Raw genomic sequence first — 25,698 nt, forward strand, 5'->3', positions numbered from 1 at the left:
TCATCGCGTTTGGCCGGTTTTTTGTTGCCGGTTTTTGGGAATGTCCGCCTGAATTTGTTAGACTAGTCGGCCTTTTTTCTTATTTCTTTAGTAATTAGTAAGTTATAGCCTATGATGCTGACCCAGTCGCAAATTACGCCGGTTCGTGATCGGTTTACCGGGGTAACCCGGTTCAGGGTCTATACCGACCGTCATCTGGATCAGATCGAACCCCTGCTGCGGCTTACCCCTGAACAGCGGTTTGACATGCAGGTGGTGGCCTCGGTGCTGCCGTTCCGGGTCAATCAGTATGTCATCGATGAGCTGATCGACTGGGGCGCGATCCCCACTGACCCCATCTTCCAGCTCACCTTTCCGCAGCGCGGCATGCTTGCCGAAGACCAGTTTCAGCGCATGGCCAGCCTGCACCGGCGCGGTGCCGAGCGGGCCGAGATCGAGCGCCTGGCCTGGCAGATCCGCGACGAACTCAACCCCCATCCGGCCGGCCAGATGCAGCTCAATGTCCCCCGCCTGGACGGCCGTCCGTTGCAGGGCATCCAGCACAAGTACGATCAGACCGTGCTCTTCTTTCCCACCCAGGGCCAGACCTGTCACAGCTACTGCACCTTCTGTTTCCGCTGGGCCCAGTTTGTCGGTGACAAGGACCTGCGCTTTGCCGCCAGCGAGGTGGCCGACCTGCATCGCTACCTGCGCCAGAACCCCCAGGTGACCGACCTGCTGATGACCGGCGGCGATCCCATGGTGATGAAGACCAAGTACCTGGCCAGCTACCTGGAGCCCTTGCTCGGGCCTGAATTTGACCACATCGTCAATATCCGCATCGGCACCAAGGCGCTGACCTTCTGGCCCCAGCGGTTTGTCACCGACCCGGACGCCGATGCCCTGCTGGCCCTGCTGGAACGGCTCAACCGCCAGGGCAAGCACGTTGCCCTGATGCTCCACTTCAACCACTGGCGCGAGCTGGACACGCCCATCTGCGAGGAGGCGATCCGTCGTATCCGCGACACCGGTGCCATACTGCGCAGCCAATCGCCGCTGATCGCCCACATCAACGATGATGCCGAGGTCTGGGCAAACCTGTGGCAGCGGCAGGTGTCCTTGGGGATACAGCCCTACTATATGTTTGTCGAGCGCGATACCGGCTCCAAGCACTACTTCGAGGTACCCCTGGAGCGGGCCTGGAACATCTATCGCGATGCCAAGCAACAGGTCTCCGGCCTGGCCCGCACCGCCCGTGGCCCCTCCATGAGCGCTGGTCCCGGCAAGGTGGAGATCCAGGGCATTGCCGAGGTGCAGGGCGAGCAGGTGTTCGTCCTGCGCTTCATTCAGGGGCGCAACAGCGACTGGGTACAGCAGCCCTTCTTTGCCCGCTTCGACCCCCAGGCCACCTGGCTGGACCAACTGCGCCCGGCGTTTGGCGAGCAGGCGTTCTTCTTTGAAGCGGAATATGCCAAGATGGAGCAAGTGGCAATGGACGCCGAGGAGTAGTCAAACCCACTTTAACCCAGTAGAACCCAGCCCTGATGGACTTCACCCCCAAGGCGATCATCGATCTGGCCGCCCTGCGCCACAACCTGGCGCTGGCCCAGCGGCAGGCCCCGCAAGCCCAGGTGATGGCGGTGATCAAGGCCAATGCCTACGGCCATGGCGTGGAACGGGTACTGCCGGCCCTGGAACAGGCCCAGGGCCTTGCCGTGGCCCGCTGTGACGAGGCCCTGCGCCTGCGCGCCCTGGGGGCGCGCAAGCCGATCCTGGTCATGGGCGGGGCCTACAACATCGAGATGATCAGCGCCGCCGCCGAGCAGGGCCTGATTTTAGCGGTGCATCACCCCGGCCAGATCGATCTGCTGGAATCCCTGCCGAAAAAGGCCCTGCCGCGTTGCGTGCCGAAGATCGACAGCGGCATGCACCGCCTTGGCCTGCTGCCGGAGCAGACGGAGGCGGCCATGGCCCGCCTCAAGGCGCTTAACTGCCTGGGCGAGCAGCCCCTGCTGATGACCCACATGGCCTGCGCCGATGACCCCACCAGCGCTATGACCGACCGCCAATGGCGGCAAATACAGCCCCTGCTGCAGCGCTACGATGCCCAGCTCAGCGCCGCCAATTCGGCCCTGATCCTGAGTCGGCCCGAGATGCAGGGCAACTGGGTGCGCCCCGGCATCATGCTCTACGGTGCCTCGCCCTTCATCCAGCGCAGCGGCCCCGAGGTCGGCCTGCGCCCGGTGATGACCCTGCAGGCACCCTTGTTGGCGGTCAAGTACCTGAAAAAGGGCGAGACCCTGGGCTACGGCGCGACCTGGACCCTGCCCGAGGACATGCCGGTGGGGGTGGTCGGCATCGGTTATGGCGACGGCTATCCGCGCCACGCCCCAACGGGCACCCCGGTATTGCTCAACGGGGCAGAGGTATCCCTGGTGGGTCGGGTTTCCATGGACATGATCACGGTCGATCTGCGCCGCCAGCCCCAGGCCAGGGTAGGCGACTGGGCCACCCTCTGGGGCCGGGGCCTGGCGGCGGACCGCATTGCCCAGGTCGCTGGCACCATCGCCTATCAGCTGTTTTGCAACCTCACCTCTCGGGTGCGCGTGGAGATCCATGGCCAAGGCTAAGACCCAGTATCAGTGCAGCGAATGCGGTGCCAAGAGCCCCAAGTGGGGCGGCCAGTGCCTGGAGTGCAAGGCCTGGAATACCCTGGTAGAGACGGTCGTCGAGGCCAGCCCGGCCAATCCGCGTTTTGCCGGTTATGCCGGAACCGCCGTGGGTCAGGAGGTGATCGAACTGGCAGGCCTTCAGGCCGAGCCCGAGGTCAAGCAGGGCACCGGCATCGGCGAGCTGGATCGGGTGCTCGGCGGTGGCCTGGTACCCGGTTCGGTGGTGCTCATCGGCGGCGACCCCGGCATCGGCAAATCCACCCTGCTGACCCAGACCCTGGCCCAGCTCAGCCAGGGCATGAGCAGTCTCTATGTCAGTGGCGAGGAATCACCGCGTCAGATCGGCCTGCGCGTACAGCGCCTGGGCCTGAGCGCCAACAACCTGCGCCTGCTGCCGGAGACCAACGTCGAGCGTATGCTGGCCATCGCTGGGCGCGAGGCACCCGATGTCATGGTGATCGACTCCATCCAGACCATCTACACCGAGCTGCTGCAATCGGCACCCGGCTCGGTGGCCCAGGTGCGCGAGAGCGCCGCCCAGCTGGTGCGCTTCGCCAAGGCATCGGGCACCACGGTGCTGCTGGTGGGGCATGTCACCAAGGAAGGTGCCCTGGCCGGGCCGCGGGTGCTGGAGCACATGGTGGATACGGTGCTCTATTTCGAGGGCGAGCAGGGCAGCCGTTTTCGCCTGATCCGCACCATCAAGAACCGCTACGGCGCGGTCAACGAGCTGGGCGTGTTCGCCATGACCGACAAGGGCCTGCGCGAGGTCGGCAACCCCTCCGCCATCTTCCTCTCCGGCCATGCCGAGGAGGTGCCCGGCAGCACCGTCATGGTCACCCGCGAGGGCAGTCGGCCGCTGCTGGTGGAGGTGCAGGCCCTGGTGGACGAAAGCCGCCTGGCCAACCCGCGCCGGGTCTGCGTCGGCCTGGAGCAGAATCGCCTGTCCATGCTGCTGGCGGTGATGCACCGCCATGCCGGCATCGCCATGTACGATCAGGATGTGTTCGTCAACGTCGTCGGCGGGGTGCGCATCAACGAGACCGCCGCCGACCTGCCGGTGCTGCTGGCGGTGCTCTCCAGCCTGCGCAACCGCGCCTTGCCCGAGGGCACGGTGCTGTTCGGCGAGGTGGGGCTGGCCGGCGAGATCCGCCCGGTGCCCAACGGCCCGGACCGCCTGCGCGAGGCGGCCAAGCACGGCTTCAAGCGCGCCATCGCGCCCAAGCAGAATCTCTCCCGCGAGGCTGCCGAGGGCATGGAGTTGATCGCCGTGGAGCGCCTGGAGGCGGCGGTGGAGGCGGCTTTTTGAAGTTTGAAGGGTGAAGTTCAAAGGATGAATGGGTAGGTCGGCCCTTAGGCCAGGTCCGCATAGGCCTGCACCCGGTTGCGGCCGGCCCGCTTGGCGGCGTAGAGGGCCTGATCGGCGGCCTCCAGCAGGGGCTCAAGCTCGCTGATCTGTTCCTCATCCACGGAGGCCAGGCCGATGGACAGGGTGAAGGGGATGCTCACCCCGTCGTCCAGGACCAGGGGCGAGTGCTGCACCCGCTGGCGCAGCCGTTCGGCCACCTCTTGCGCCTTGGCTGGCGGGGTGTCCGGCAGCAACACGGCGAACTCCTCGCCACCGAGGCGGGCGATCAGGTCTTCCTCGCGCAGCACGGCGTGACAGAGCTCGGCCAGGTGCTTGAGCACGGCATCGCCCACCGCATGGCCATAGGTGTCGTTCACCTGCTTGAACAGGTCCAGATCCATCATCAGCAGGGACAGCTCACGGGGGTGGCGCTTGCTGCGGCTGATCTCCCGCCGCGCCAGCTGCATGAAATGGTGCCGGTTGAGCAGGCCGGTGAGATCGTCCTGACGGGCCTGGTCGGCCAGTTCCTCTTCCCGCTGCTTGCGCTCATCTATGTCCACCGAGGTGCCGATCAGGCGCAGGGGGCGGCCCTGCTCGTCCCAATCCACCACCTTGCCCCGGCTCAGTAGCCATTTGTACTGGCCATCGGCGCAGCGAACCTGCTGCTCTACCTCATAGTATTCGCTGAGGCCGTCCCGAATCCGCTGCAGGGCCTCCAGGCTGCGGTGCAGGGATTCCGGGTGCAGCACAACATCCAGCCCCAGCCGGGGCCAGTGCTCGGGGTTCGGGCCGTTCGTTTGGTCACGACTGGCGGCATCGGAGTTCATGCACAGGATGCGAAAGCTCCCCGGCGAGACCCGGTTGATGCCGGTCTCCAGGTCATATTCCCAGATGCCATCGCCAGCCCCCTCCAAGGCGAAGCGCAGGCGTTGCTCGCTGATGCGCAGGGCGCGCTCGGAGCGGTGTTTTTCGATGGCGATGCTGGCCAGGGCCGCGTTCTGCTCGATCAGCTGTATATCCTCGGGGCTGGGGCTCTGCGGCGTGGCGTGGTAGATGGCGAAGGTGCCCAGCAGCCGCTCCCCCGCGCCGAGGATGGGTTGGGACCAGCAGGCGGCAAGGCCCGCCTGGCGGGTCAGGTGGCGGAATGCGCTCCAATAGGGGTGGCGCTCTATGTCCTCCACAATCACACGCTTCTTGCGGTAGGCGGCGGTGCCGCAGGAGCCCACCCCTGGGCCTATGGGCGAGCCCGAGACCGCCTGCCGGTAGAACTCGGGCAGGCTGGGTGAGGCGGCATCCAGCAGGCGTTCGCCCGCCTCGTCCACTAGCAGGATGCTGCATTTCATGTCCGGATTGAGCTGTTCAACCGCCAGCACCATGGCACGCAGGATCTGCGCCAGCGGGGTGCCCTTGATGATCAGCTCCAGGATCTGGCTGCGGCTGGTCTTGCGCTGTTGCGACCGGCGCTCCTGACTGATGTCCTGGATGGTGCCGAACATGCCGCTGATGTGGCCCTGGGCATCCCGCTGCAACTGGCCACGGCCATGCACCCAGCAGGGCGCGCCATCGGCCTGGCGGCGGATCAGGTATTGGCGGTCAAAGCCTATGCCCTCGTTGAGTACCTGCTGCAGATAGGCCTGCATCCGTGGCCGCTGTTCTTCGTCAATCAGGCTCAGCCAGCCGTCCACATCACGCGGGTAGTCCGGGCCAATGCCGAAGATGCGGTCCATGTTCTCACTACTGCCCCAGCGGCCGCTGGCCAGGTCCAGCCGGTAATGGCCCAGGTGGGCGATCCGCTCGGCCTCGGTCAGGGCGGCATGGCTGAGGTTCAGCTGCGTCATGTCCTGCTCACGCCGCCGCCAGGCGCGATCGATGGAGCGACCAAGGGTCAGGCAGGCGAGGATGAAGGTCAGGTCCAGACCGGCAATCAGGTAGGCCTTGTGCTGCCAGCTATCCCCGATCAGCCCGGTCTCGCCCTCGCTGGCGGGCGGCAGCAGCAGGATGGACAGCAGGATGACGCTGAGCATGGCCAGGCCAATACCGGCCAACAGGCCCAGGCGGGCCCAGGTCTGGGGGGCTTTGGCAGGTTCGATGTCGTGCGACTGCATAAAAAGGCCTTGGTCTGTCCGGCAGGGTCAGGGTCGCCTGATCCGTGCCTGGGCCTGAGCCTGGGTCTTTGCCCTGCTTCAGTCCGTCGGTTATCGGCCTCCTCCAAGGAAAGTCTAGTCCAGATCAGGCCCTGTTGCCGGATTCTGCCGATTTTTCCGGGCCATTGGGGTATGATCTTGACTTCAAAAACCGCGCCACCATGGACGCCGATTTCCGTCTTCTGTTCGGGGGAAAGAATAATGATCATCGACAGCGTCAAGCGAGCCTTCGAGGTCGCCGCTGTATTCATGGCCCACAGGTCTTATCAGTCCCTGACCCATGCCATGATTCAGTTCCTGGAGGAGTTTGAAGGGGTTGAGGACGTGGCCGCTTATGAGGTGTTCAATGGCGTGGGCCGTAACGGCAGCGCCATCCGCCGCTTTCCCCTCACCCTGGATGAAGACTTTCAGGACCGCAATACCGAGCTGTTGCAGCGTATTCTGGCCCAGAGCAATGGCGGGGTCAGTGCCAACGTGACGGAGGGCTGGGTCTGCCTGGATGTGATCAAGGAAGTCAAGCCGCGCCGCATGATTCTGCTCAGGGGAAGTCTGTCGGAAGAGAACAGATCCATCGTGGAGGGGATCTACGCCATCTATGCCAGCCAGGTGGCCCTGCTCGACTCCAAGGAGCGCGATGCCCTCACCGGCCTGGCCAATCGCCAGAGCATGGAGACCACCATCAACGACATTATCGTCTTCTATCGCAACAAGGAGTCCCGCAAGGACAGGCGCTACTCCTGGCTGGCGCTGTTGGATATCGACTTCTTCAAACGGGTGAATGACGAATACGGCCATCTGTATGGCGATGAGGTGCTGCTGCACTTTGCCGGCCTGATGGAGCACAGCTTCCGCCACACGGATTTTCTGTTCCGCTTCGGCGGCGAGGAGTTCGTGGTGATAGTCAACAACTGCGACGAGGCCCAGGTCAGCGCCATCCTGGAGCGCTTTCGCCAGCAGGTGGAGGCCTATGAATTCCCCTCGGTGCGCATCACGGTGAGCATTGGCTATTGCATGATCGACCCCATAGCACCACCGACATTGCTCATCGAACGGGCCGACCAGGCCCTCTATCACGCCAAGGACAAGGGCCGCAACCAGGTGATCAACGCCGCGCAGTTAGAGATCAAAAGGGCCAGCGCCGCCCGGCAAGAGGTGGAGTTGTTCTGAAGCCGGGCAGCCTGTGTTACTGGGCCGGGGTGGGCTGATGCAATTGCCGTTTGATGGCGCGGTAGCGCCAGGCGGCCTGGGCCAGTTGATACCAGAGCAGCAGGGCGGAGGCCGCCAGCAGCAGGCCGCCAAGCCGGGTTGTGATTGGGCTTGACCAGAGCGCGGCGGCCACTAACAGCGACAGGGCCAGACCGTGCAGCAGCAGGTGCAGGCCGGGCAGGCGGCCACCGATAAAGCCGTGCATGCTGGGCAGGCGCACGTCCTTGCGCCTGAGTCTCACCTTGAGGGTCTGCAGGTGGTACCAGCTGAGAAAGGGCAGGATCTTGAATAGGGTGCCGGTGGTGAAGGAGAGCCCGGCACCAACGATCAGCAGCACGCCCAGCAGCGGCGCAGGGCCTTGCGTGATCCAGCCCATCACCGCCAGCAACAGGCTGGCCTGACCCAGCCACCAGAAGCCCAGACTGGGGTCTTTGCGCGCCCGCTGGCGGCGCAGCAGGGCGATAAAGCCATCGATCATGGAGAAGGCAAACAGCAGGCCCAGCCCCAGGGCCAGCAGGCGGCCCAAGGGACCGGTCGGGTCGTGCAGCAGGGCCAGGCTGAACAGGACCAGCAGGGCGGCGACCAGACCGGCCAGCAGCATCTTCTGCCAGCGCCGGCGGCTCGGGGCCAGGTAGAACATGGGGATCAGCTCGCCGCCGATAGCCAGTAACAATAGCCCCATCCAGCCGACCAGGCCCCAGCTCAGGTGCAGGTCGGTCCAGGCCTTGCCCAGATCCAGCCCCAGCCCCAGGTCCGCCCCCAGCCAGCCCTGGCGCTCGGCCACCAGGCCCAGGCCCAGCAGCAGGGTGACGCCCAGGCACAGCACCGCCAGCACCAGCGGCAGGCGCAGGGGCGAGGCCAGCCCGGACCGGAGCAGGGCCTGCAATACCCGCAGGATAAACAGCAACAGCACGCCAGCGGCGAGCAGGGCACCGCTGAGCAGGGCAGCCTGGTCCAGGCGATACAGGCCATAGGCCAGCAGCAGCGCGCCCAGGCCCAGGCCCAGGGCCATCGGCAGGGCCAGGCGGGGGGAGATGCGGGCCGGTGCCCCGACCAGTACCGCCAGCAGTTGTAGCAGGGCACCGCACATGATGGGGGTGAGAAAGCCGAGCAGCAGCAGGTGGGCCAGGGCCAGGGCGGCGGGGGTCCAGCGCGAGGTCAGGGCGGTATCGGCCTCCAGCATCAGCAGCAGCCCGGCCAGCCCGGCCAGTGCCGGGGCGGTGAGGAAGAAGCTCAGGGGTACCGCCAGGGGCGGGGATTTGGCCAGGTCCAGGCCGGAGGTGTTGAGCATTTAGCTATCCGTCCCGGCCGCGTCGGCCGGGGCTGGGCCCATGGCCTGGGGCCAGATGAGAATGTCGTATTGCTCCGGCCCCAGCTGCCGGGTGCGCCAGCTGTAGTCCAGGTCATGCAGCATGGGGTAGAGGGGCAGGGGTTCGCGCCGGTGGCGCACCCTGAGCCAGTCGCCCTGGGGCAGGTCCGCCAGCCGATCTAGGATCTGTTCCATCGGCTCGGGCGGTTGCAGGGCGCTGACATCAAGCCGCTGTTCCATCCTGGCTGGGCTGTTGGCTGAATTGCTGAATAAGCTGCTCGGCCTGGTCGTCAAGCATGCGATCGGCCATCAGGTAGAGGATCTGCTCTTCCTTGGCGTTGTGCTGTTGCAGCATGATCATCAGGGTGTCGCAGTGGCCGGCAAAGGCGTTGCGGTCCTGCTGTTGTATGGCCTGCTGCAGGTCTTCGATCAGCTGGCGCATGTCGCTGTGCTCCATACGCATCACCTGGGTCGGCCCCTGGCTGTGGCCCATGGCCTGCTCCAGGGCCGGGAACAGGGCCTCTTCCTCTATCTGGAAGTGGTGCAGGGTGTCGCGGATGAAGGCATCGCTGGACTGCCTTGCCTGGGTCCAGTCACCCCGTTCAACCGCCTGCTCAGCGGCGGCAAACAGGCGGTCGCAATGACCGTGCTGGTCTTTGAGAAAATCGGAAATGAGCATGGAGGGGCCTTGGTTATCAAATGGTTAGGAAGTGGTGCGATGCACTATTATGCGTCCCCCGATGGTGCTGACCTTGATCTAAGTCAGAAGAACAGGGGTATCCTAGATCCGACAGCTCCCCAGGCCCTCGCCCATGCGCAGGGCCTGGCCTTGGTTCAGGTCATCGCGCCAGCTTAGGGCGTCCTCGGGCATGAGCAGGATCACCGTCGAGCCCAGGTTGAAGCGGCCCATCTCGGCACCGCGCTGGAGTTGGATCTGGGTCGCAGGCGTTGCATAGGGCCAGCGGCTGATGCGCAGATCGGCCGGGGCGACGGTGCCGGCCCAGACCGTATCCATGCAGCCGACAAAGATGGCGCCGACCAGGATCAGCGCCATGGGGCCGACCTCGGTGTTGAACAGGCAGACCAGGCGCTCGTTGCGGCTGAACAGCCGGGGCAGGGTGCGGGCGGTGCGGGGGCTGACGCTGAACAGCCGACCGGGGATGTGGATCATCTCCTGCAACTGGCCGCTCAGGGGCATGTGTACGCGATGGTAGTCCCCTGGCGAGAGGTAGATGGTGGCGAACTGGCCGCCCCGAAAGCGCTCGGCCAGGTCCGCGTCGCCGCCGAGCAGTTCGGCCAGGGAGTAGTCCATGCCCTTGGCCTGGAACAGGCTGTCGCCCTGAATCGCGCCAAAGGCGCTGAGCTGGCCATCGGCGGGGCAGGCCAGCTGGCCCTCGGCGCAGATGGGCCGGGCATCCGGGCGCAGGGCGCGGGTGAAAAAGGCGTTGAAATCGACATAGTCCACCGGGTAGGGCGATTGCGCCTGGCCCATGTCCACCTGGAACAGGGGGATAAAGCGGCGGATCGCCCAGTCCTTGAAGGGTGCCCAGCGCCAGCGGCACAGCATCCATGCCAGGCGCGATAGCAGGTGATGGGGCAGCAGTTGCAGCAGCAGGACAAACAGGCGGTCAACCAGGGGGTGGTTCATGGCTCGAAATGCTCAAGGATGGATCGGAAGTCGCGGGCCATGGTAGCCCCTGAACCGATGCCGGTAAAGACGGCCTGCAGCCTGGCCTGGGGGTTGACCAGAAACAGCAGGTTCTGGCCCGGACCCAGCTGCCAGTGGCGGTAGAGGCGCTGGCGTTGCTCGGCATCCAGCTGCCGGGGCTGGATGAAGGGCGGCAGGGGCAGCTCGCATGGCTCTAGCAGCCAGACGCGAAAGCGCCCTTGCAGCCTGGCCTCATCGGCCAGGCGGTTATGGGCGCTGATCAGGCGTTGCAGATCGGCCTCGCCCAGGGGGCCGCCCCAGAGCAGCAGCCAGTCGTCCACCGCCTGGGCAAAGGGCAGGGCCTGACCGTCCTGGCGCAGGGCAAAGCGCGGCAGGGGCTGGGCCGGGCTGAGCAGCAGGGCCTGGAGCTGGGGCAGGTCCGGGGCCTTGTAGCGGTTACCCAGCCAGTAGCTGAAGACAAAGAGCCCCACCGCGATGGCAAAGGCGGCCAGGCGGAAGGCCGGGCCTTTGGAGGGACGTGGGCGCTTGGTGGCTTGCATGACGGCGATTATCGCAGGCTAATGAAAACTTCATCTTTACGGGTTATCATCCCGTTCGTTCGGTTATTCGTTCGATCACTTTAAACCTGAAAAGGGCATTTGGCCACGGAGTTCTGGAGTAAGCAGAGTAAATTCAATGCCTTCCAGGTGAATGCCATTGATAATGCAGCATTTGGCTGAAAATACACTGCGCTTTCCCTGTCTTTAGTGGCTTAATTGTCGAATTTAGGTTCAAACAAGCATGGGCAGACAATGAAGATAGCGGTCCCAAAAGAATCCAGGGCAGACGAGAGTCGAGTGGCGCTGACCCCGGAGATGGTAAAAAAACTGCGCGCCAAGGGCTTTGAGATCGGTCTGGAGCAGGATGCTGGCCTGGCGGCCGGGTTCGATGATGCCGCTTACCAAGAGGCAGGGGCGCAGATCCTGAGCCCGGACGAGGCCTGGTCCGGCGAGCTGGTGATCAAGCTGCGCAAGCCCAGCCTGGAGGAGGCGGGTCGGCTGCGGGAGGGTGCCGTTCTCATCTGTCATCTGGAGCCCTGCACCCAGGACGAGGTGATCCGGGCCCTGCTGGCGAAGAACATCAAGGCCATCGCCATGGAGCGCATCCCGCGCATCTCCCGCGCCCAGTCCATGGACAGCCTCAGCTCCCAGAGCAACATCGCCGGCTATCGCGCCGTGATCGAGGCGGCGGCCCACTACGGTCGCTTCCTGCCCCTGATGATGACCTCCGCCGGTTCCGCCAAACCGGCCCGGCTGGTGGTGCTGGGCGCTGGGGTGGCGGGCCTGCAGGCCATAGCCACGGCGCGCCGCCTGGGTGCCGATGTGCATGCCTACGACGTGCGCCCGGAGACCCAGGAGCAGATCGAATCCCTGGGTGCCAAGGCCATAGTCCTGGACCTGGGTGAGTCAGGCTCCGGCGAGGGCGGCTACGCCAAGGAGCTGTCCGCCGAGGCCAAGGCCAAGCAGCAGCAACTGCTGGCCGATGAGCTGGCCAAGGCCCATATCATCATCACCACAGCACTGATTCCCTGCCGCCCGGCACCGACCCTGATCACCGAAGAGGTGGTGCAGCGCATGCGTGCAGGCTCGGTCATCATCGATCTGGCCGCCGCCAACGGCGGCAACTGCCCGCTGACCGAGGCGGACAAGGTGGTGGTCAAGCACGGCGTCACCCTGGTGGGCCACACCAATTATCCGGCCATGGTGGCGGCCGATGCCAGCAACTTCTACGCCGGTAACATCAAGAACCTGCTGGAGATCATGGTGGAAAAGGGCGAAAACGGACTGCTGCTCAAGGACCTGGATCAGGACGAAATCACCAAGGCCGCGCAGCTGCGGGCCGAATGAACCCCTTGGGACGCAGAGAACGCAGAGAAGCGCAAAGCACGCAGAGAATTAACTGAATGGCTCTGCGATCTCTGCGCTTCTTTGCGCCCTCTGCGTCCTTACTTCAACTGAGGAACTGACATGCCTGATTCACTGATTGCCCTGTACGTCTTCGTGCTGGCCTGTTTTATTGGCTACTACGTGGTCTGGGGGGTGACCCCGGCGCTGCATACCCCCCTGGTGGCCCTGACCAATGCCATCTCCGGCATTGTGCTGGTGGGGGCGCTGCTGGTCACCGGCCTGGAAGAGGTGGGCACCCTGGCCGAGATCATCGGCTTTTTCGCCGTGCTGCTGGCCTCGATCAACGTCTTTGGCGGTTTTCTGGTGACCAACCGGATGCTGTCCATGTTCAAGAAGAAAGCAAAATAAGGGGCTCCCATGGAACTGTCTGCCAACACCCAGGCCCTGGCCTATCTGGTCTCCGCCGTTCTGTTTATCTTCGCCCTCAAGGGCCTGACCCATCCGCGCACCGCGCGGCGGGGCAACTTTCTGGGCATGGCCGGCATGGCCATCGCCATCATCGCCACCCTGATGGGGGCGAACATCAGCTCCTACGGCTTTATCGTGGCCGGCGTGGCGGCGGGCGCGGTGATCGGCTCGGTGGTGGCCTTCCGCGTACAGATGACCGCTATGCCGCAGCTGGTGGCGGCGCTGCATAGCTTTGTCGGCATGGCGGCGGTGCTGGTGGCCCTGGGTACCTTCATCAACAAGCGTGCCGCCGGTGAACTCAACGGGGTGCTGATGGGCGAGCTGTCGGCCGGCATCATCATCGGTGCCATCACCTTTACCGGCTCGGTGATCGCCTTCGGCAAGCTGCAGGGTATCCTCAGCGGCGCGCCGGTCAAGTTCAATGGCCAGCACGCCCTCAACGCGGTGCTGGGCCTGGCTACCCTCGTTCTGGGGGTGCATTTTGCCCTGACCGGCAGCATCAGCTCCCTGGTATTGATGACCCTGCTGGCCTTTGTCATCGGCGTCACCCTGATCATCCCCATCGGCGGTGCCGACATGCCGGTGATCGTCTCCATGCTCAACTCCTATTCGGGCTGGGCGGCGGCGGCCACCGGCTTTACCCTGCACAACAACCTGCTGATCATCGTCGGTGCCCTGGTGGGTTTCTCCGGTGCCATCCTCTCCTACATTATGTGCAAGGCGATGAACCGCAGCATCATCAACGTGGTGTTCGGCGGTTTCGGCTCCGGCGATGGCGGTGGTGACTCGGGTGCCGGTCTGGCGGCGCAGAAGGGGGTCAAGTCGGCGGCGGTGGAGGACGCGGTGTATTGGATGGAGGATGCCAACAAGGTCATCATCATCCCCGGCTACGGCATGGCCGTGGCTCAGGCCCAGCACTCCTTGAAGGAGATGATGCAGTTGCTGGAGGCGCGCAACGTCGAGGTCAAGTTCGCCGTGCACCCGGTGGCCGGGCGTATGCCGGGGCACATGAACGTACTCCTGGCCGAGGCCGACATCCCCTATGAGAACGTGCTGGAGATGGACGACATCAACCCCGAATTCCCCAGCTGTGACGTGGCCCTGGTGGTAGGGGCCAACGACGTGGTCAACCCGGCAGCCAAGACCGACCCCTCAAGCCCCATCTACGGTATGCCGATCCTGGAGGCGGCCAAGGCGCGGCAGGTGTTCTTCCTCAAGCGCTCCATGCGGCCGGGCTACTCCGGGGTAGATAACCTGCTGTTCTATCAGGATAACTGCTCCCTGGTGTTCGGCGATGCCAAGGACACCATCGAGGGTATGGTGAATGCGCTCAAGGGCGCGGGACATTAAAGTTTGAAGTTAGAAGGGTGAAGCTTGAAGGAATCTGGCCTTTGGTCGGTTGTTGAGAAATCAACCGGGTTTTTCTTGCCACCGAAATGCACAACGAAATATCAAAAATTTTAGGGCGCAGCGTTGTAAAGTTGTTCGCGGGCGTAGTGTCGGCATCCCAGGCAGGCCGTCCATGAAGATTGGGGATCTGCTTCAGGCACTGAACAACGTCCAGGTGGATTATGTACTGGTGGGTGGCCTGGCGGTGCAGATGCACGGATTTTTGCGGGCCACCATCGATATCGATCTGGTTTTGGCCATGAATGAAGCCAATCTGGAACGATTCATCCAGGTGGCCCAGGGCTTCAACCTGGTTCCGGTGGTCCCTGTGCCCCTTGCTGCATTGAAGGATAAGACCCAGGTCGAGGAATGGTACCAGCACAGGAATATGCTGGCCTTTGCCTTGAGGGAGCCTGCGGCCACAGGCATGGTCGTAGATGTAATGATCAGGCCTGAGCCGCCATTCGAGAAGCTGTTGGCCGATGCCACAAAGGCACAACTCTTTGGGCAGGATGTCTGGATTGCCTCTATCGAAGATCTTATCAGCATGAAACTCAAGGCCAACCGTCCCAAGGACCACCTGGATATAGAGGCCCTGAGGAAGATCCTGCGCGGAGAAGACCCCAATGCCTGAGCCCAAGACCATCCCCGAAGAGGTCCTGCTTGCCCGTATCGAGCAATCGGAGCAGATGCGCGCCTTCTGCATCCAGGTCTGGCGGGAGAACCCGCAACTGGCGCGGCAGGCCGGTGAGCGCGTCAGGCAGTTGATGCAGGCGTTGCCGGAGCCACCAGCGCCCGCCTCAACCCCTAAGTAGATCAGGATTGGGTCAGCACCCGCTCGGGGATCATCCTTGTATTCTTGGCGATTGCCAGCTGGCGCAGCAGCTGGCGTTTTTGCCCTAGTCGTTGCGGCGGGTTCAGCTGCCCCAGAACCCATTGTCCGAGTGTCTCCGGGTCAGGCCGCTGGCGCAGGTCCCGGACCTGAAACCAATCGCTGTAGGGTGGTCGCAGGGCCGGGGCCTGGTTGTCGGCAACCACCAAGGCCAGGCCCGGCAGGGCCATGTAGGCCAGCTCCAGCAGGGTGGAGCCGGCAGCGGTGATGGCCAGGTCCGCCTGCTGCATCAGCCGGGCCATCTGCTGGCTGTCCTGGTGCAGACTCAGCCGCTGCGGATAGTCCTTGGCCAGCCTCTGGGCCTGTTCCTTGCCGCTTGTCGCGGCCGCCCCCATGACCAGATCGATGTGCAGCCCAGGCTGCCTGTCCAGCAGTAGCCGGGCCAGGGCCGGGCCCAGGTTGAGTATGTCGCTGCCGCCCAGGCTGATCAGGATACGTCCGGGTGCCGCTGCGGGGTCCGGGGCAGCGACTGGGTCGGGCCGTGCCAGGCGCAGGAATTCCTGGCGCAGTGGGGCGTATTCCATGCCCAGCAGGAGCCGGGCCTGGGGGGCGCGTCGGCGGTAGTCCTCGGGCCTGGCCTGGGGGCTGCTGTTGAGTACATGGCTGGCGTACAGGGGGCGGTCGTCCTGGGCGTCGTCCAGGGCCAGGGTGGCCTCGGCCAGCTGGGCCAGTTGGCGGCGGTAGGCCGGGGTGAACTGATAGCCGTCCAGGACCAGCAGTTGCGCCCGCAGGGCCTGCAGCCGGGATTGCGGGTCCGTGCCGGATAGGGCCAGGGTGCCCAGGCCGGTGCGCTGCGCCCGTTGCAGCAGGGTCGGCGGACACTGCGCATAGGCCAGGGTGCAGTCATGGCCCTGATCCAGAAACAGCTCCGCCAGGGCCAGGCAGCGCATCAGGTGCCCGGTGCCTATGCGGGGGCTGGCATCGACGCGGAATATGACCTGTGCCGGGCTGGACAACTCAGGTGGGCTGGCCGGGCGGTTCGGCCGCCATGGTCTGTTCGGCGAGACTGCGGAAGTGAATCAGCTGGCCGTTGTTGGGCAGGCGCGTCAGCATTTCCTCGCACAGGGTGCGCAGCTGATCGGCATAGCCCAGATCCAGCATGATCCTGCCCAGCTGGGGGATGACCGAGGCGTCCGAGGGGTGGTGCTCCAGATAACGGGCGTAGCTGTCGATGGCGTCCTCGTACTGTTGCAGGGAGCTGTGCGCCTCGGCCTGGACCCTGAGGTATTTGGTGTCGATCTGCGCCAGGGCATCGATGGCGAAGAGGACGTTCTCCAGGTCTTTGTGCTCGATGCAGATCTGGGCGATCTGCTGCAGGGCCTCCTTGAGGGTAGGTGCCTGGTCGATCTTCAATATCTGCTGATAGGCATCCAGGGCCTCCTCTGCCTGGTCGTTCAGCTCGGCGCTCATGCCCAGACAGAGCAGGCGATAGGGCCTGGCCTCCTTGGGATAGTGCTGCAGCAGATCGGCCAGGGCCTCCATGGCCTCCGGGTCGCGCTGGCGGTAGAACCTGTGGGCCAGCAGGCTGACCGATTCGAACACCTCCTTGAGCTGGGACTGGGTCCAGCTGGGCGCGCCCTGCGGCGGATCACGCTGGACCTGGTCCAGTAACAGCTGGGCGCAGCGCTGCACGGCCTGTTTCCAGTCGTCGTCCAGGGCCTGGAATTTTTCCGGGTAGGCCTGCATCCATTTGTAGCAGATGCCGTCATAGCCGTAACTGGCGGGCAGGGGCAGACCGGCCAGGTATCTGCCCCAGTCGAGTACATTGACCCCTTCGCTGACATCGGCCTTGGCCTCCTCGCGCAGTAGCTGGATCTTTTTCAGCGGCTGGTCGATGAGGCGCTTGGTGGCGGCTATGGATTTCTCATACAGCTTGAGATACCAGTCCTGACCCTTGATGCCAGAGGAGGCCTCCTCGCTCTCCAGCACCATGGAGATCTCGGCAAAGTCGATCCAGTGCAGCTGTTTGACGTAGTCGGCCAGGTCGTCCGTGCCCAGTTTGCTGGTGATCTTGCGTAGCTTTTCAAAGGGGTTTTTGTTGTTGCGCTTGCCCTGTTTGATCTGCTCCAGCAGGGTCTTGCCCAGGCGTACCTGCTTGAGCAGGCCATCCAGCCGCCGCTGGGTCTGACGCAATTCCTTCTCCAGACGGCCCCAGTAGGCTTCCCGGTCGGCATCGCCCAGGGCCTGATCCAGTATCTCCCGGGCGGTGCCGTCCAGGGGGGGTGTAGGGATCTGTTCGATGGGCAGGTGTTCAACCGCCTCGATCTGCATGGAGTCGGGGCTGGGGTTGATCAGTACCGCCCCCTGCATGCGAAACAGGGTGGCCTGAAAGGCGATGCCACGGGCCGATTCAAGATAATCTTGGGTGGTGAAGACCACCCCGCCGTCGTTGGTGGTGGCCTTGAACAGGCGCGGATTGATGGAGCGGGACAGGTCGGCCGAGCCCTCGGCATAGACCCGGCCGCTCTTGCTGTGGCAGAGGTCCACCCCAAGCAGGACGATCTGGCGGCAGCCCAACCAGAAGGCGGTGGTGATGGAGGCGTTGCTGACGGTGATGTCGTAGCTGTCAATGTAGCCCTCATTCAGGCTGGAGTTCCAGGGCAGGCGCTCGCCCAGCATCAGCTTTTTGCCCGGCCAGATACTGGTCAGGCTGTGGTCACAGTAGGCGGGATAGACAAAGACGCTGTGCTTGCAGCGCAGCATGGGCAGGCTTTGGCGGTAGTTGATGGTCTGCGGGTCCAGGCTGACGATGATATCCGGCTCCACGCCGTACTTGAGCAGGCTGGCGGCGATGCGCGAGATGGCAATCAGGACCAGATCGGCCCGGTGCGCCTTGATCCAGTCCATGAATCCGGTCATCGAGTGGCCGGCGGCGAAGACCACGGCGGTCTTGCCGGGGAACAGGTTCTGGATCAGGGGGGCGCACTGATAGGCCTCGGCGGCATTGAGCAGGCGGTTGGTCAGGTGCTTCTGCTGATTGCCACGGCCCTGGTGATAGAAGGCGCGGGCATTGACCTCTTCCTCGAATTGACGATGCAGCTCCTGATAGCGATCCAGATGGCCACGCATGGAGGCCACCGATTTGTGCAGCAAGACATGACCCAGGTAGAAGTAGAACACCTCGCCCAGATCGGACTGATCATTGAGCTGGCCAAAGGGGTCGTCCGGCGGGCACAGCAGGATGCGCTCGCTGTTGCTGCGGCAAACCCCTTGGATCAGGGGGAACAGATCCTCTGCCTCAATGAACAGGTATCTGGCCCCCTCGGGTATGCCCCGGTATTCGACAAAGGCCGGTAGCAGGCCCGAGTCCGTGCCTATCACCACATGCAGGTGATGGGGTTCGAAGAAGCGTGCGTCCAGCAGGGCGGGAAACACCTCTGCCGCCGGTTTCTCGGTAAAGTCCTCGCGGTTTACCGAGTACAGATAGTCTTCGCCAAAGGGATTGGTGAGGAATTCTTCCGCAGTTGGGTTCATGGCTGGTCCTGGTGGCGCAGCGGGCTATCTTAACGTGAAATCCGGGCCAGCGGCCAGCGCTCGGCCCGGTATGGCGCGGGCTCGGCGGTGAAAAAAATACTCAAGGAATCCCGTCTCGGGCCGTTACAGGTCACGGAAGCGGTAAATGTGGTTTTTCAACGGCATATCCGCTATGAGTTAAACAGCCAGGTAAGAGCGACCTAGAGTGGCGCTCAGGCTAATTGAGGACACGACAATGGCACTTGTAGTAAACACCAACGTTCATTCGCTGGCTGCCCAGCGTAATCTTACCCGCACCATGTCTGATCTTGAGACAGCGATGCAGAGACTTTCTTCCGGCCTGAGAATCAATATGGCCAAGGACGACGCCGCCGGCCTGGCCGTGGCGCAACGCATGGAGGGCCAGGCGCGCGGCGCTGCCATGGCCCAGCGCACCATAGGTGATGGTATCTCCTACCTCGGCATTGCCGACAGTACCCTGAGAAATATCAACGATTCATTGCAGCGCATGCGTGAATTGGCCATACAGGCGGCAACCGAGACCTATACCTCCTCCGATCGCCTGAAGATGGAGGTGGAATTCCAGCAGCTGCGGGCTGAGATCAGTGGTTCTGAGGTACGTGGTACCTTCAATAGTCGGCAGGTGGTTGGCAATAGCGCCGTCAATGTGGTTATCGACTCCAACGCAGGCCGGATCACAATCAGTGGCGGGCAATCCGTGGCCCAGTATTTCACCACCAGTCTGGCTGCAGGGGGCATTCTGACCCTGTCAGGGGGAACGGGTGCCAATGCCGTCAGCTCATTACAAATGATCAGCGGTGCCCTGGAGCAACTGGCCTCCAGCCTGGCCAGCGTCGGTGCCTACCAAAGCCGCATGGAGAAGGCCCTGGGCAACGCCATGGCGGTGGAAGAGGCACAGTGGACCGCCCGTGGCCGCATCATGGATGCCGACTTTGCCAAGGAGACCTCGCGCATGACCAGCGCCCAGGTGGTTCAGCAGGCGGGTGTATCCGCCCTGGCTCAGGCCAATCAAATACCACAGATGGCCTTGGGGCTACTCCAATAAAGGCTAATCTACCCGGTTTATACAGGGTCCTCATGACTCAGGGATGAGTCTCCTTCTTTGCCCGGCAGCGCTCTGCCGTGCCCGTCAGAGGCGGGTCTGGGGCTATGTTTCGCTTCAAGCGAGTCCAGGCCTGTTGGGCCAGTGGTACTCGCCAGGGCTGCCCCCTGCCCCATCCGATTCCAATCCAGGGGAGTCGTCATGTCTTCATCGCCCACCCCTGCTTGCCGCCCACCACATGCCCGGTCCTGTCATGGCCCCCATTTGGGGCAGCGTATCCCTTGCGATCTGGCCGAGGATCATCCCGGCGCATGCATAGCCTCCCAGCCCGATAGTCACCAGCAGATAGGCTGTGCCTGGTCACGCAGCAAGCCTCCCCCTCAAGGTGCCCCGAACCCCGTGCCCCGCGTCCCGATCTTCGGACCAAGACCGCTCGGGGTTCGGGACTTGGAACCCGGGACACGGGAGCGGCCCTGGATGCTTCACGCTAGGCCCACCCCTGTCGGGCTGAAGCCCGACCTACAGCCCGGCCAGCCCCCCTGGTCGCCCGCTAGGGCGGCCCGTCCCCGTGCCCCGAACCCCGTGCCCCGCGCCCCGATCTTCCGATCAAGACCTCTAGGGGTTCGGGACTTGGGGCACGGGACCCGGGAGCGGCCCTGGATGCTTCACGCTAGGTCCACCCCTGTCGCGCTGAAGCCTGATCCGCCACCTGGCCAGCAGTTCAATCTACAGCCCCGCCTACAGCCCGGCCTAGGGCCAGACCGGCTTCCCTGGTCGCCCCGCCGGGCGGCCCGTCCGCGTGCTCCGAATTCCGACCGAGTTCCGACCTTGCGCAGGCTTCTGCGCCCGCCCTGGATTGGTCCGATCTGCACCAACAGGCTATTGCTCTACGATCCGGTTGGTCCGCGCCAACCGGCGTGGCCGACTGTTGCCTGCGCCCAGCTCGGGTCTGTGATGTCAGCGGCGGTCCGTTGTCGATCGCCCTAGCTCCGGCTGCCCGGTCATAACCCAGGCGGTCCAGGCCGTGCTGTGCCCTGCCGAGGCTTGGCCCTTGGGTCAGGGCCTGGCTGGTCTGGCCTGGGCCTGCGCCGATGGGTGGGGTGCCGACCTGTGCCTGGATGCGCGGCAGTATTCTGCCGCCAGGGCGCTGTCGTGCCCGCTGTTGGCGGTAAAGTTCCGGCCAGTTCCTGCCGCTATTGAGGCAGGGGCTTGCCGCTGTGGGCGAAAAAGTGCCGGGGTTTTAATTGAAGTTTTTTATGCGCCAATAATTCATTCTATGGGTGGGGCTGGCCCTGACGCTTAGGCAACCCCTGCCTATTGGGTTTTGCTCAGGGATGAGCCCTGCCCGGCGTTACTTGGTCTCCGGGTCGCTGTCATTTTATTCTTTAATATATACAATGGGTTGTATCCATTGACAGGGTGGGTGTCGGCGTTCGTTATCTATGAGGTAGATCCGGGCTGCCCCTTGGGCACAGGTCAGAATGGTGCATCAATCCCCTGCGAGTAGGCAGCGGAAAAAAATTGCCAGATGGCAAAAAAATTCCTCAAGGTTGCCGCCTGGCTGCCGTTACAACACACGGAGGCGGTAAATATCAGACTTCAACAGCATATATCCGCCAATGTTAAATACCTGAATCTGCTTTAAGTTCAGGGCTCTAAATGAGGAAGCAATCATGGCAATGACAGTTAACACCAATTCATACTCCCTTAATGCACAGCGTAGCCTGGCACGTACCCAGGGCGATCTGGCGACGTCAATGGAACGTCTGTCTTCGGGTTTGCGTATCAATCGGGCAAAGGATGATGCCGCCGGTCTGGCCGTGGCCCAGCGTATGGAGGGTCAGGCCAGGGGTGCTGCGGTGGCGCAGCGGAATATCGGTGATGGCCTGTCCTATCTGCAGGTGGCCAACAGCGCCCTAAATGATATTGGCGAGAACCTGCAGCGTATGCGTGAGCTGGCGGTGCAGTCACAGAACGGCACCTACACCAGTGGTGACCGTGAGAAGATGGCGACGGAGTTCAATCAGTTGCGCCAGGAGATCTCCGGTGCCATCACCCGCGCCACCTTCAACGGGGTTGGCGTGGTCTCGGGCGGTGCCAAGCTGATCTATGTGGATGGCAATGGCAACAACATCACCATCAGTGGTGGTGGCGGATCAACGACCCTTGGTATTGCCGCCACTGTCAGTATCAGTGGGGCGGATGGTACTGCTGCAACGAGTGCCCTGACCGCAGTCAGTGCCTCGTTGAATAACCTGGCAACCGCCCTGTCCAGCGTCGGTGCCTATCAGAGCCGTCTGGAAAAGGCCATGTCCAGCGCCATGGCCATCGAAGAGGCCCAGTGGTCCTCCCGTGGGCGCATCATGGATGCCGACTTCGCCAAGGAGACCTCGCGCATGACCAGCGCGCAGATCGTCCAGCAGGCCGGCGTTTCCGCCCTGGCGCAGGCAAACGGCATACCGCAGTTGGCACTTGGGCTTTTAGGCTAGATGATATAGGCTATGCTACTAGCTGAGGGGTCCCAGCTTCAGGGCTGGGGCCCGCAGCAATTTTCATAAGAGAGGTATAAGGCAATGGCTATTACAAGTCTTTCACAGCAGCTACCGCCTGGAGGCGCGGTCTCTGTTGCCATGCAAAGGCCCGAAAGGGCTAACCTGGCCTCTACTGCCGATGCTGATCCCAGCAAGCTGGAGGCGCGGCGCGCGGAAAAGGCCGAGGAGCAGAAGGCCGCCGCGCTGGATGCATCCAAGCTGCGCGAGATGGTCGATCAATCCAATCAGACCCTGGATGCCAAGCACATGCGCCTGCAGTTCAGCGTGCATGAGGAGACCGGCTCTCAGGTGGTGCAGGTATTTGATCGGGATACGGACAAGCTGTTGCGTCAATATCCGCCTGAGGAATACCTGAGCGTGGCGGAACAGATTCAGGAGATGGGGCCGGAGGCGGCCATGGGTATGATGTTCAAGGTCGAGGCCTGAGGCCGGATTCAGGCCCACAGCTGGGGGTTATATCATGGCTAGCATAGGTTCTTTGGGGGTAGGTACAGGTATTGACCTGAACTCGCTCCTGAGCCAACTGATGGAGATCGAACGCAGACCCCTGTATGCCCTGCAGGACAAGGAGAAGTCCATCCAGTCGCAGATCAGCGATTATGGCAGTCTGAAGAGTTCGGTCTCCAGTTTCCGAAGTTCCGTGGATCGGCTCAAATACGAGAGCGATTTCAACGCATTCAAGGCCTCATCCTCCGAAGATGGGGTCTTTTCGCCTTCCGTGAGTGGTGTCGCCACCGCCGGCAGCTACGATATCGAGGTCACCCAGCTGGCCAAGTCCCACAAGCTAGCCTCACAGCGCTTCGCCGAGGATCAGACGCTTGCCTCGGGCAGCCTGACCCTGAGCGTTGGCGACAAGAGCATGAGCCTGACCGTGGATGAGACCAACAACACCCTCGCCGGTCTGCGAGATGCCATCAACAAGAGCGAGGACAACCCCGGCGTGACCGCCACTATCATCAACGAGGGCGGCGGCAGCCGACTGATGCTTAGCTCCAATGAGACGGGGGCGGAAAACGCCATAGTGATCACCGACCAGGCCACGACCCTGGGGGGCATGTTTGACACAACCAATGACCTGGATGGAGACGAGGGCAATAATGTCGATGGCCAGGCCGAGGTGGTCACCACAGCCCAGGACGCCCAGTTCAGCGTGGATTCCTTTCAGGTCACCAGCGCCAGCAACAGCGTGGAAGACGTGGTCCAGGGCATCACCCTGAATCTGGCCACTGTAGGCAGCGCCAAGCTCACCGTGACCCAGGATCTGGATAAGTCAACCGATCTGGTGCAGGGCATGGTGGATGCCTACAACAAGATGCGTGACAAGATTGAGTCCTTGCAGGCCGGCAACCTCAAGGGGGATTCCACCCTGCGCCAGATCGACAGCATGTTCATTACCGAAATGACCAAATCGGCCGATCTGAATGGGCTGCAGAACCTGTTTGAGGTGGGTGTGACGCGCACCAAGGAGGGGCGTCTGAGCTTTGATAAGGACGTGTACAAGACCGCCCTGGAAGAGAAGGGTGATCAGGTGGTCAGCCTGTTTACCGATGCGGAACAGGGCTTTGCCGAGCGCCTGTCGGGCGTGGCAAACGACATGCTCAGTTACGATGGCATGTTTGCCGTGCGCAACGAGGGGCTGGATAATCGGCTGCAGTACCTGAAGTCATCCCAGGAGCGCATGGAGAGGCGGTTGGAAGAGACGGAGGATCGCCTGGTGAAGAAATTCACCGCCCTGGATACCACCATGTCCCGCCTCAACTCCACCAGTTCCTACCTGAGCAGCCAGTTCTACTGATCCCAGGCTAACTATTTGCCCCTCACCCCGAGGGGCTTGATGGTTTGAGCCGTTTTGCCCCCATAAGGCAGGCCCTGTCGCCCAGGTTCCGGACGGACGGCAACCAGTGCTTCTCCACTTTCCCTCCAATGAGGTAAGATGCTGCCCTGGCCGGGGCCAGATGGTGCTGCCCCGGTGGTTTGCTGTTCGCTAGTCGGAGTCTTCAATGGTCAGTTACGGTAACAAGCGATCCCCCCTTGCCAAGTATCGCCAGGCCGATGCCAGCGAGGCCAACTATGCCACGCCTCATCGTTTGGTGCAGATGCTGATGGAAGGGGCGCTGGACAAGATCGCCATTGCCCGCGGTGCCCTGGATAGAAAGGACCTACAGTCCAAGCATGACCACATCCACTGGGCCATCGCCATCATCGATGGCCTACGCTCGGGGCTGGACTTTGATCGGGGCGGCGAGGTGGCGGCCAATCTGGACTCCCTCTACGGCTACATGAGGCGCAGGCTGAACGAGGCCAACGCCACGGCAAACCCAGAGGCCCTCGACGAGGTCACATCCCTGCTCAAGGAGATCAAGGACGCCTGGGATGCCATGCCCGAACAGGTACGCATGGCCAAGTCCACGGCGGAAATCGAGGCCATGGCAGTCCGGCAGTAATGGCATTCTCAAGAGAGGCATTGCAGCAGGCCCTGGAGCTGAGCCAGGAGATCCAGACACTGGCCGAGGCGGAAGACTGGCAGCAACTGGCGGAGCGGGATGAACGGCGTATGCAATTGCTCAGGTCCTGCCTGGACCAGGGCATACCCGAGGCGGAGCAGGGCTTTGCCCGCGCAATCCTGCAACAGATCCAAGGCCTCAATGATGCCCTGCGTACACGGCTGGACAAAGAGCGAAACGAGGTGCAGGAGGCCCTCAAGCTGCTGCAAAAACGCAAGGAGGCCTCATCCGCCTACGACCGCTGTCCCTGACCAGGGGCTCCTAGACCCGCAACACAAACTCCAACACAAACTTGCTGCCGAAATAGGCCAGCGCCAAGAGCACGAAGCCGCTCAGGGCCCAGCGGATGGCGGTGCGGCCGCGCCAGCCGAACTGAAAGCGACCCCACAGCAGGGTGGCGAACACCAGCCAGGAGATCAGCGAGAGTATGGTCTTGTGCACAATGTGCTGGGCCAGCATGTCCTCCAGATAGACAAAGCCGCTGATCAGCGCCAGGCTGAGCAGGAAGAAGCCGACGCCAATCATCTCGAACAGCAGGGTCTCCATGGTCTGTAGCGGCGGCAGGGCGCGAATAAAGCCGCCGGGGTGGCGGTTATGCAGGTGTTGCTCCTGCACCGCCAGCAGCAGGGCCTGTACTGCGGCCAGCATCAGCAGGCTATAGGCCACCAGGGAGAGCAGTATGTGCGCGTTCAGCCCGGGCTGGCTGGCACCGCCAAGCAGTTTCAGATCGGGAAAGCGCAGGGCCAGAATCACCGTGATGCCGGCCATGGGCATCAGCAGTATGCCCAGATTCTCCACCGGCTTGGTCAGGGCCGAGATCATCAGCAGGGCCACCACGGTCCAGCCCACCAGGGCCCCGACGCTGAAAAAGCCCAGGTTGAAGCCCACCGGGGTAACCAGTTCCTGATACAGTGAAAACAGGTGCAGCAGCAAGGCAGCGTAGCCTGGCAGCAGTGCCAGGGCGCGCGGCGGCGCATAGGGCTGGTCCGGGCGCAGCAGGCGCAGGCCAATGAGCGCCCCGCCGGTGAAGTAGCAGGCAACGGCGGCAAGGGCAAGAAGCTGGGTGTGCATGGATTCAGGTCCTGTATCAGAGCCCTATAATCTACCGCGAATGGCCCAGAACTTCAGCCCTTGCGGCCATTT

General features: G+C 63.0%; 24 protein-coding genes. 15 read left to right on the forward strand and 9 right to left on the reverse strand.

Features of this window, described 5'->3' with window-relative positions:
- The first annotated feature begins 114 nt into the window (after positions 1–114).
- From D5125_10340 to radA, 3 genes are read left to right on the forward strand one after another with little or no spacing between them, the layout of a single operon-like run.
- Entirely contained in the window at positions 115–1,488 is a 1,374-nt protein-coding gene (locus tag D5125_10340) for a lysine 2,3-aminomutase (protein QFY89860.1), read from the forward strand.
- 35 nt (positions 1,489–1,523) lie between these two features.
- Positions 1,524–2,609: an alanine racemase gene (gene alr, locus D5125_10345; GenBank protein QFY89861.1), complete on the forward strand. Its 1,086-nt coding sequence runs from the start codon at positions 1,524–1,526 to the stop codon at positions 2,607–2,609.
- On the forward strand, positions 2,596–3,960 hold the full coding sequence (gene radA / locus D5125_10350) for a DNA repair protein RadA (GenBank protein ID QFY89862.1): 1,365 nt from the start codon (positions 2,596–2,598) through the stop codon (positions 3,958–3,960). Before alr ends, radA begins: the two co-directional genes overlap by 14 nt.
- A gap of 44 nt (positions 3,961–4,004) precedes the next feature.
- Here the strand turns inward: radA and D5125_10355 are convergent, their stop codons facing one another.
- A complete protein-coding gene (locus D5125_10355; protein ID QFY89863.1) occupies positions 4,005–6,104 on the reverse strand; it encodes a diguanylate cyclase in 2,100 nt (699 codons plus the stop codon).
- 240 nt (positions 6,105–6,344) lie between these two features.
- On the opposite strand from D5125_10355, the gene D5125_17055 reads away from it, so the two are divergent.
- Positions 6,345–7,310 carry a GGDEF domain-containing protein gene (locus D5125_17055; GenBank protein QPB72240.1) on the forward strand — a complete coding sequence of 322 codons (966 nt, stop codon included), beginning with the start codon at positions 6,345–6,347 and terminating at the stop codon, positions 7,308–7,310.
- 16 nt (positions 7,311–7,326) lie between these two features.
- On the opposite strand, the gene D5125_10365 is transcribed toward D5125_17055, so the two are convergent.
- The 5 genes from D5125_10365 to D5125_10385 form a co-directional block, all read right to left on the reverse strand.
- The gene (locus D5125_10365; protein ID QFY89864.1) at positions 7,327–8,640 is read right to left on the reverse strand and encodes a hypothetical protein; all 1,314 of its coding nucleotides are present in this window, start codon (positions 8,638–8,640) and stop codon (positions 7,327–7,329) included.
- Positions 8,641–8,898 (reverse strand): DUF2249 domain-containing protein, encoded by a 258-nt coding sequence (locus D5125_10370; GenBank protein QFY89865.1) that lies wholly within the window; start codon positions 8,896–8,898, stop codon positions 8,641–8,643.
- A complete protein-coding gene (locus D5125_10375) occupies positions 8,882–9,337 on the reverse strand; it encodes a hemerythrin domain-containing protein (protein ID QFY89866.1) in 456 nt (151 codons plus the stop codon). Before D5125_10375 ends, D5125_10370 begins: the two co-directional genes overlap by 17 nt.
- A 102-nt stretch (positions 9,338–9,439) precedes the next feature.
- Positions 9,440–10,294, reverse strand: a complete 855-nt coding sequence (psd, locus tag D5125_10380) for a phosphatidylserine decarboxylase (GenBank protein ID QFY91118.1) — start codon at positions 10,292–10,294, stop codon at positions 9,440–9,442.
- Positions 10,295–10,302: 8 nt separating this feature from the next.
- On the reverse strand, positions 10,303–10,866 hold the full coding sequence (locus D5125_10385) for a hypothetical protein (protein QFY89867.1): 564 nt from the start codon (positions 10,864–10,866) through the stop codon (positions 10,303–10,305).
- 252 nt (positions 10,867–11,118) lie between these two features.
- On the opposite strand from D5125_10385, the gene D5125_10390 reads away from it, so the two are divergent.
- From D5125_10390 to D5125_10410, 5 genes are all read left to right on the forward strand, one after another.
- Positions 11,119–12,213: a Re/Si-specific NAD(P)(+) transhydrogenase subunit alpha gene (locus D5125_10390; protein ID QFY89868.1), complete on the forward strand. Its 1,095-nt coding sequence runs from the start codon at positions 11,119–11,121 to the stop codon at positions 12,211–12,213.
- Positions 12,214–12,333: 120 nt separating this feature from the next.
- A complete protein-coding gene (locus D5125_10395; GenBank protein QFY89869.1) occupies positions 12,334–12,621 on the forward strand; it encodes an NAD(P) transhydrogenase subunit alpha in 288 nt (95 codons plus the stop codon).
- A 9-nt stretch (positions 12,622–12,630) separates the two neighbouring features.
- Positions 12,631–14,031, forward strand: a complete 1,401-nt coding sequence (locus D5125_10400) for an NAD(P)(+) transhydrogenase (Re/Si-specific) subunit beta (protein QFY89870.1) — start codon at positions 12,631–12,633, stop codon at positions 14,029–14,031.
- Positions 14,032–14,203: 172 nt separating this feature from the next.
- Entirely contained in the window at positions 14,204–14,704 is a 501-nt protein-coding gene (locus D5125_10405) for a nucleotidyl transferase AbiEii/AbiGii toxin family protein (GenBank protein ID QFY89871.1), read from the forward strand.
- Positions 14,697–14,885, forward strand: a complete 189-nt coding sequence (locus D5125_10410) for a hypothetical protein (GenBank protein ID QFY89872.1) — start codon at positions 14,697–14,699, stop codon at positions 14,883–14,885. Before D5125_10405 ends, D5125_10410 begins: the two co-directional genes overlap by 8 nt.
- Before the next feature lies 1 nt (position 14,886).
- On the opposite strand, the gene pseG is transcribed toward D5125_10410, so the two are convergent.
- Positions 14,887–15,918 carry a UDP-2,4-diacetamido-2,4,6-trideoxy-beta-L-altropyranose hydrolase gene (gene pseG / locus D5125_10415; GenBank protein ID QFY89873.1) on the reverse strand — a complete coding sequence of 344 codons (1,032 nt, stop codon included), beginning with the start codon at positions 15,916–15,918 and terminating at the stop codon, positions 14,887–14,889.
- A gap of 1 nt (position 15,919) precedes the next feature.
- Positions 15,920–18,436 carry a DUF115 domain-containing protein gene (locus D5125_10420; GenBank protein ID QFY89874.1) on the reverse strand — a complete coding sequence of 839 codons (2,517 nt, stop codon included), beginning with the start codon at positions 18,434–18,436 and terminating at the stop codon, positions 15,920–15,922.
- A gap of 235 nt (positions 18,437–18,671) precedes the next feature.
- Between D5125_10420 and D5125_10425 the strand changes: the two genes are divergently transcribed.
- The 6 genes from D5125_10425 to D5125_10450 all read left to right on the forward strand — a co-directional run bounded on the left by D5125_10425 (position 18,672) and on the right by D5125_10450 (position 24,806).
- Positions 18,672–19,502 carry a flagellin FliC gene (locus tag D5125_10425; GenBank protein QFY89875.1) on the forward strand — a complete coding sequence of 277 codons (831 nt, stop codon included), beginning with the start codon at positions 18,672–18,674 and terminating at the stop codon, positions 19,500–19,502.
- A 1,670-nt stretch (positions 19,503–21,172) separates the two neighbouring features.
- Positions 21,173–21,988, forward strand: a complete 816-nt coding sequence (locus tag D5125_10430) for a flagellin FliC (GenBank protein QFY89876.1) — start codon at positions 21,173–21,175, stop codon at positions 21,986–21,988.
- Positions 21,989–22,129: 141 nt separating this feature from the next.
- On the forward strand, positions 22,130–22,477 hold the full coding sequence (locus D5125_10435; GenBank protein QFY89877.2) for a flagellar protein FlaG: 348 nt from the start codon (positions 22,130–22,132) through the stop codon (positions 22,475–22,477).
- A 34-nt stretch (positions 22,478–22,511) separates the two neighbouring features.
- On the forward strand, positions 22,512–23,846 hold the full coding sequence (fliD, locus tag D5125_10440; protein QFY89878.1) for a flagellar filament capping protein FliD: 1,335 nt from the start codon (positions 22,512–22,514) through the stop codon (positions 23,844–23,846).
- Between the two features lie 205 nt (positions 23,847–24,051).
- Positions 24,052–24,495 (forward strand): flagellar export chaperone FliS, encoded by a 444-nt coding sequence (gene fliS, locus D5125_10445; protein QFY89879.1) that lies wholly within the window; start codon positions 24,052–24,054, stop codon positions 24,493–24,495.
- The gene (locus D5125_10450) at positions 24,495–24,806 is read left to right on the forward strand and encodes a flagellar protein FliT (GenBank protein ID QFY89880.1); all 312 of its coding nucleotides are present in this window, start codon (positions 24,495–24,497) and stop codon (positions 24,804–24,806) included. Before fliS ends, D5125_10450 begins: the two co-directional genes overlap by 1 nt.
- 10 nt (positions 24,807–24,816) lie before the next feature.
- On the opposite strand, the gene ccsA is transcribed toward D5125_10450, so the two are convergent.
- Entirely contained in the window at positions 24,817–25,626 is an 810-nt protein-coding gene (gene ccsA / locus D5125_10455; protein ID QFY89881.1) for a cytochrome c biogenesis protein CcsA, read from the reverse strand.
- Positions 25,627–25,698: the final 72 nt, after the last annotated feature.

Origin of the sequence: gamma proteobacterium SS-5, from assembly GCA_009497875.2 — a bacterium.
Lineage (GTDB): Bacteria > Pseudomonadota > Gammaproteobacteria > Chromatiales > Chromatiaceae > Magnetovirga > Magnetovirga frankeli.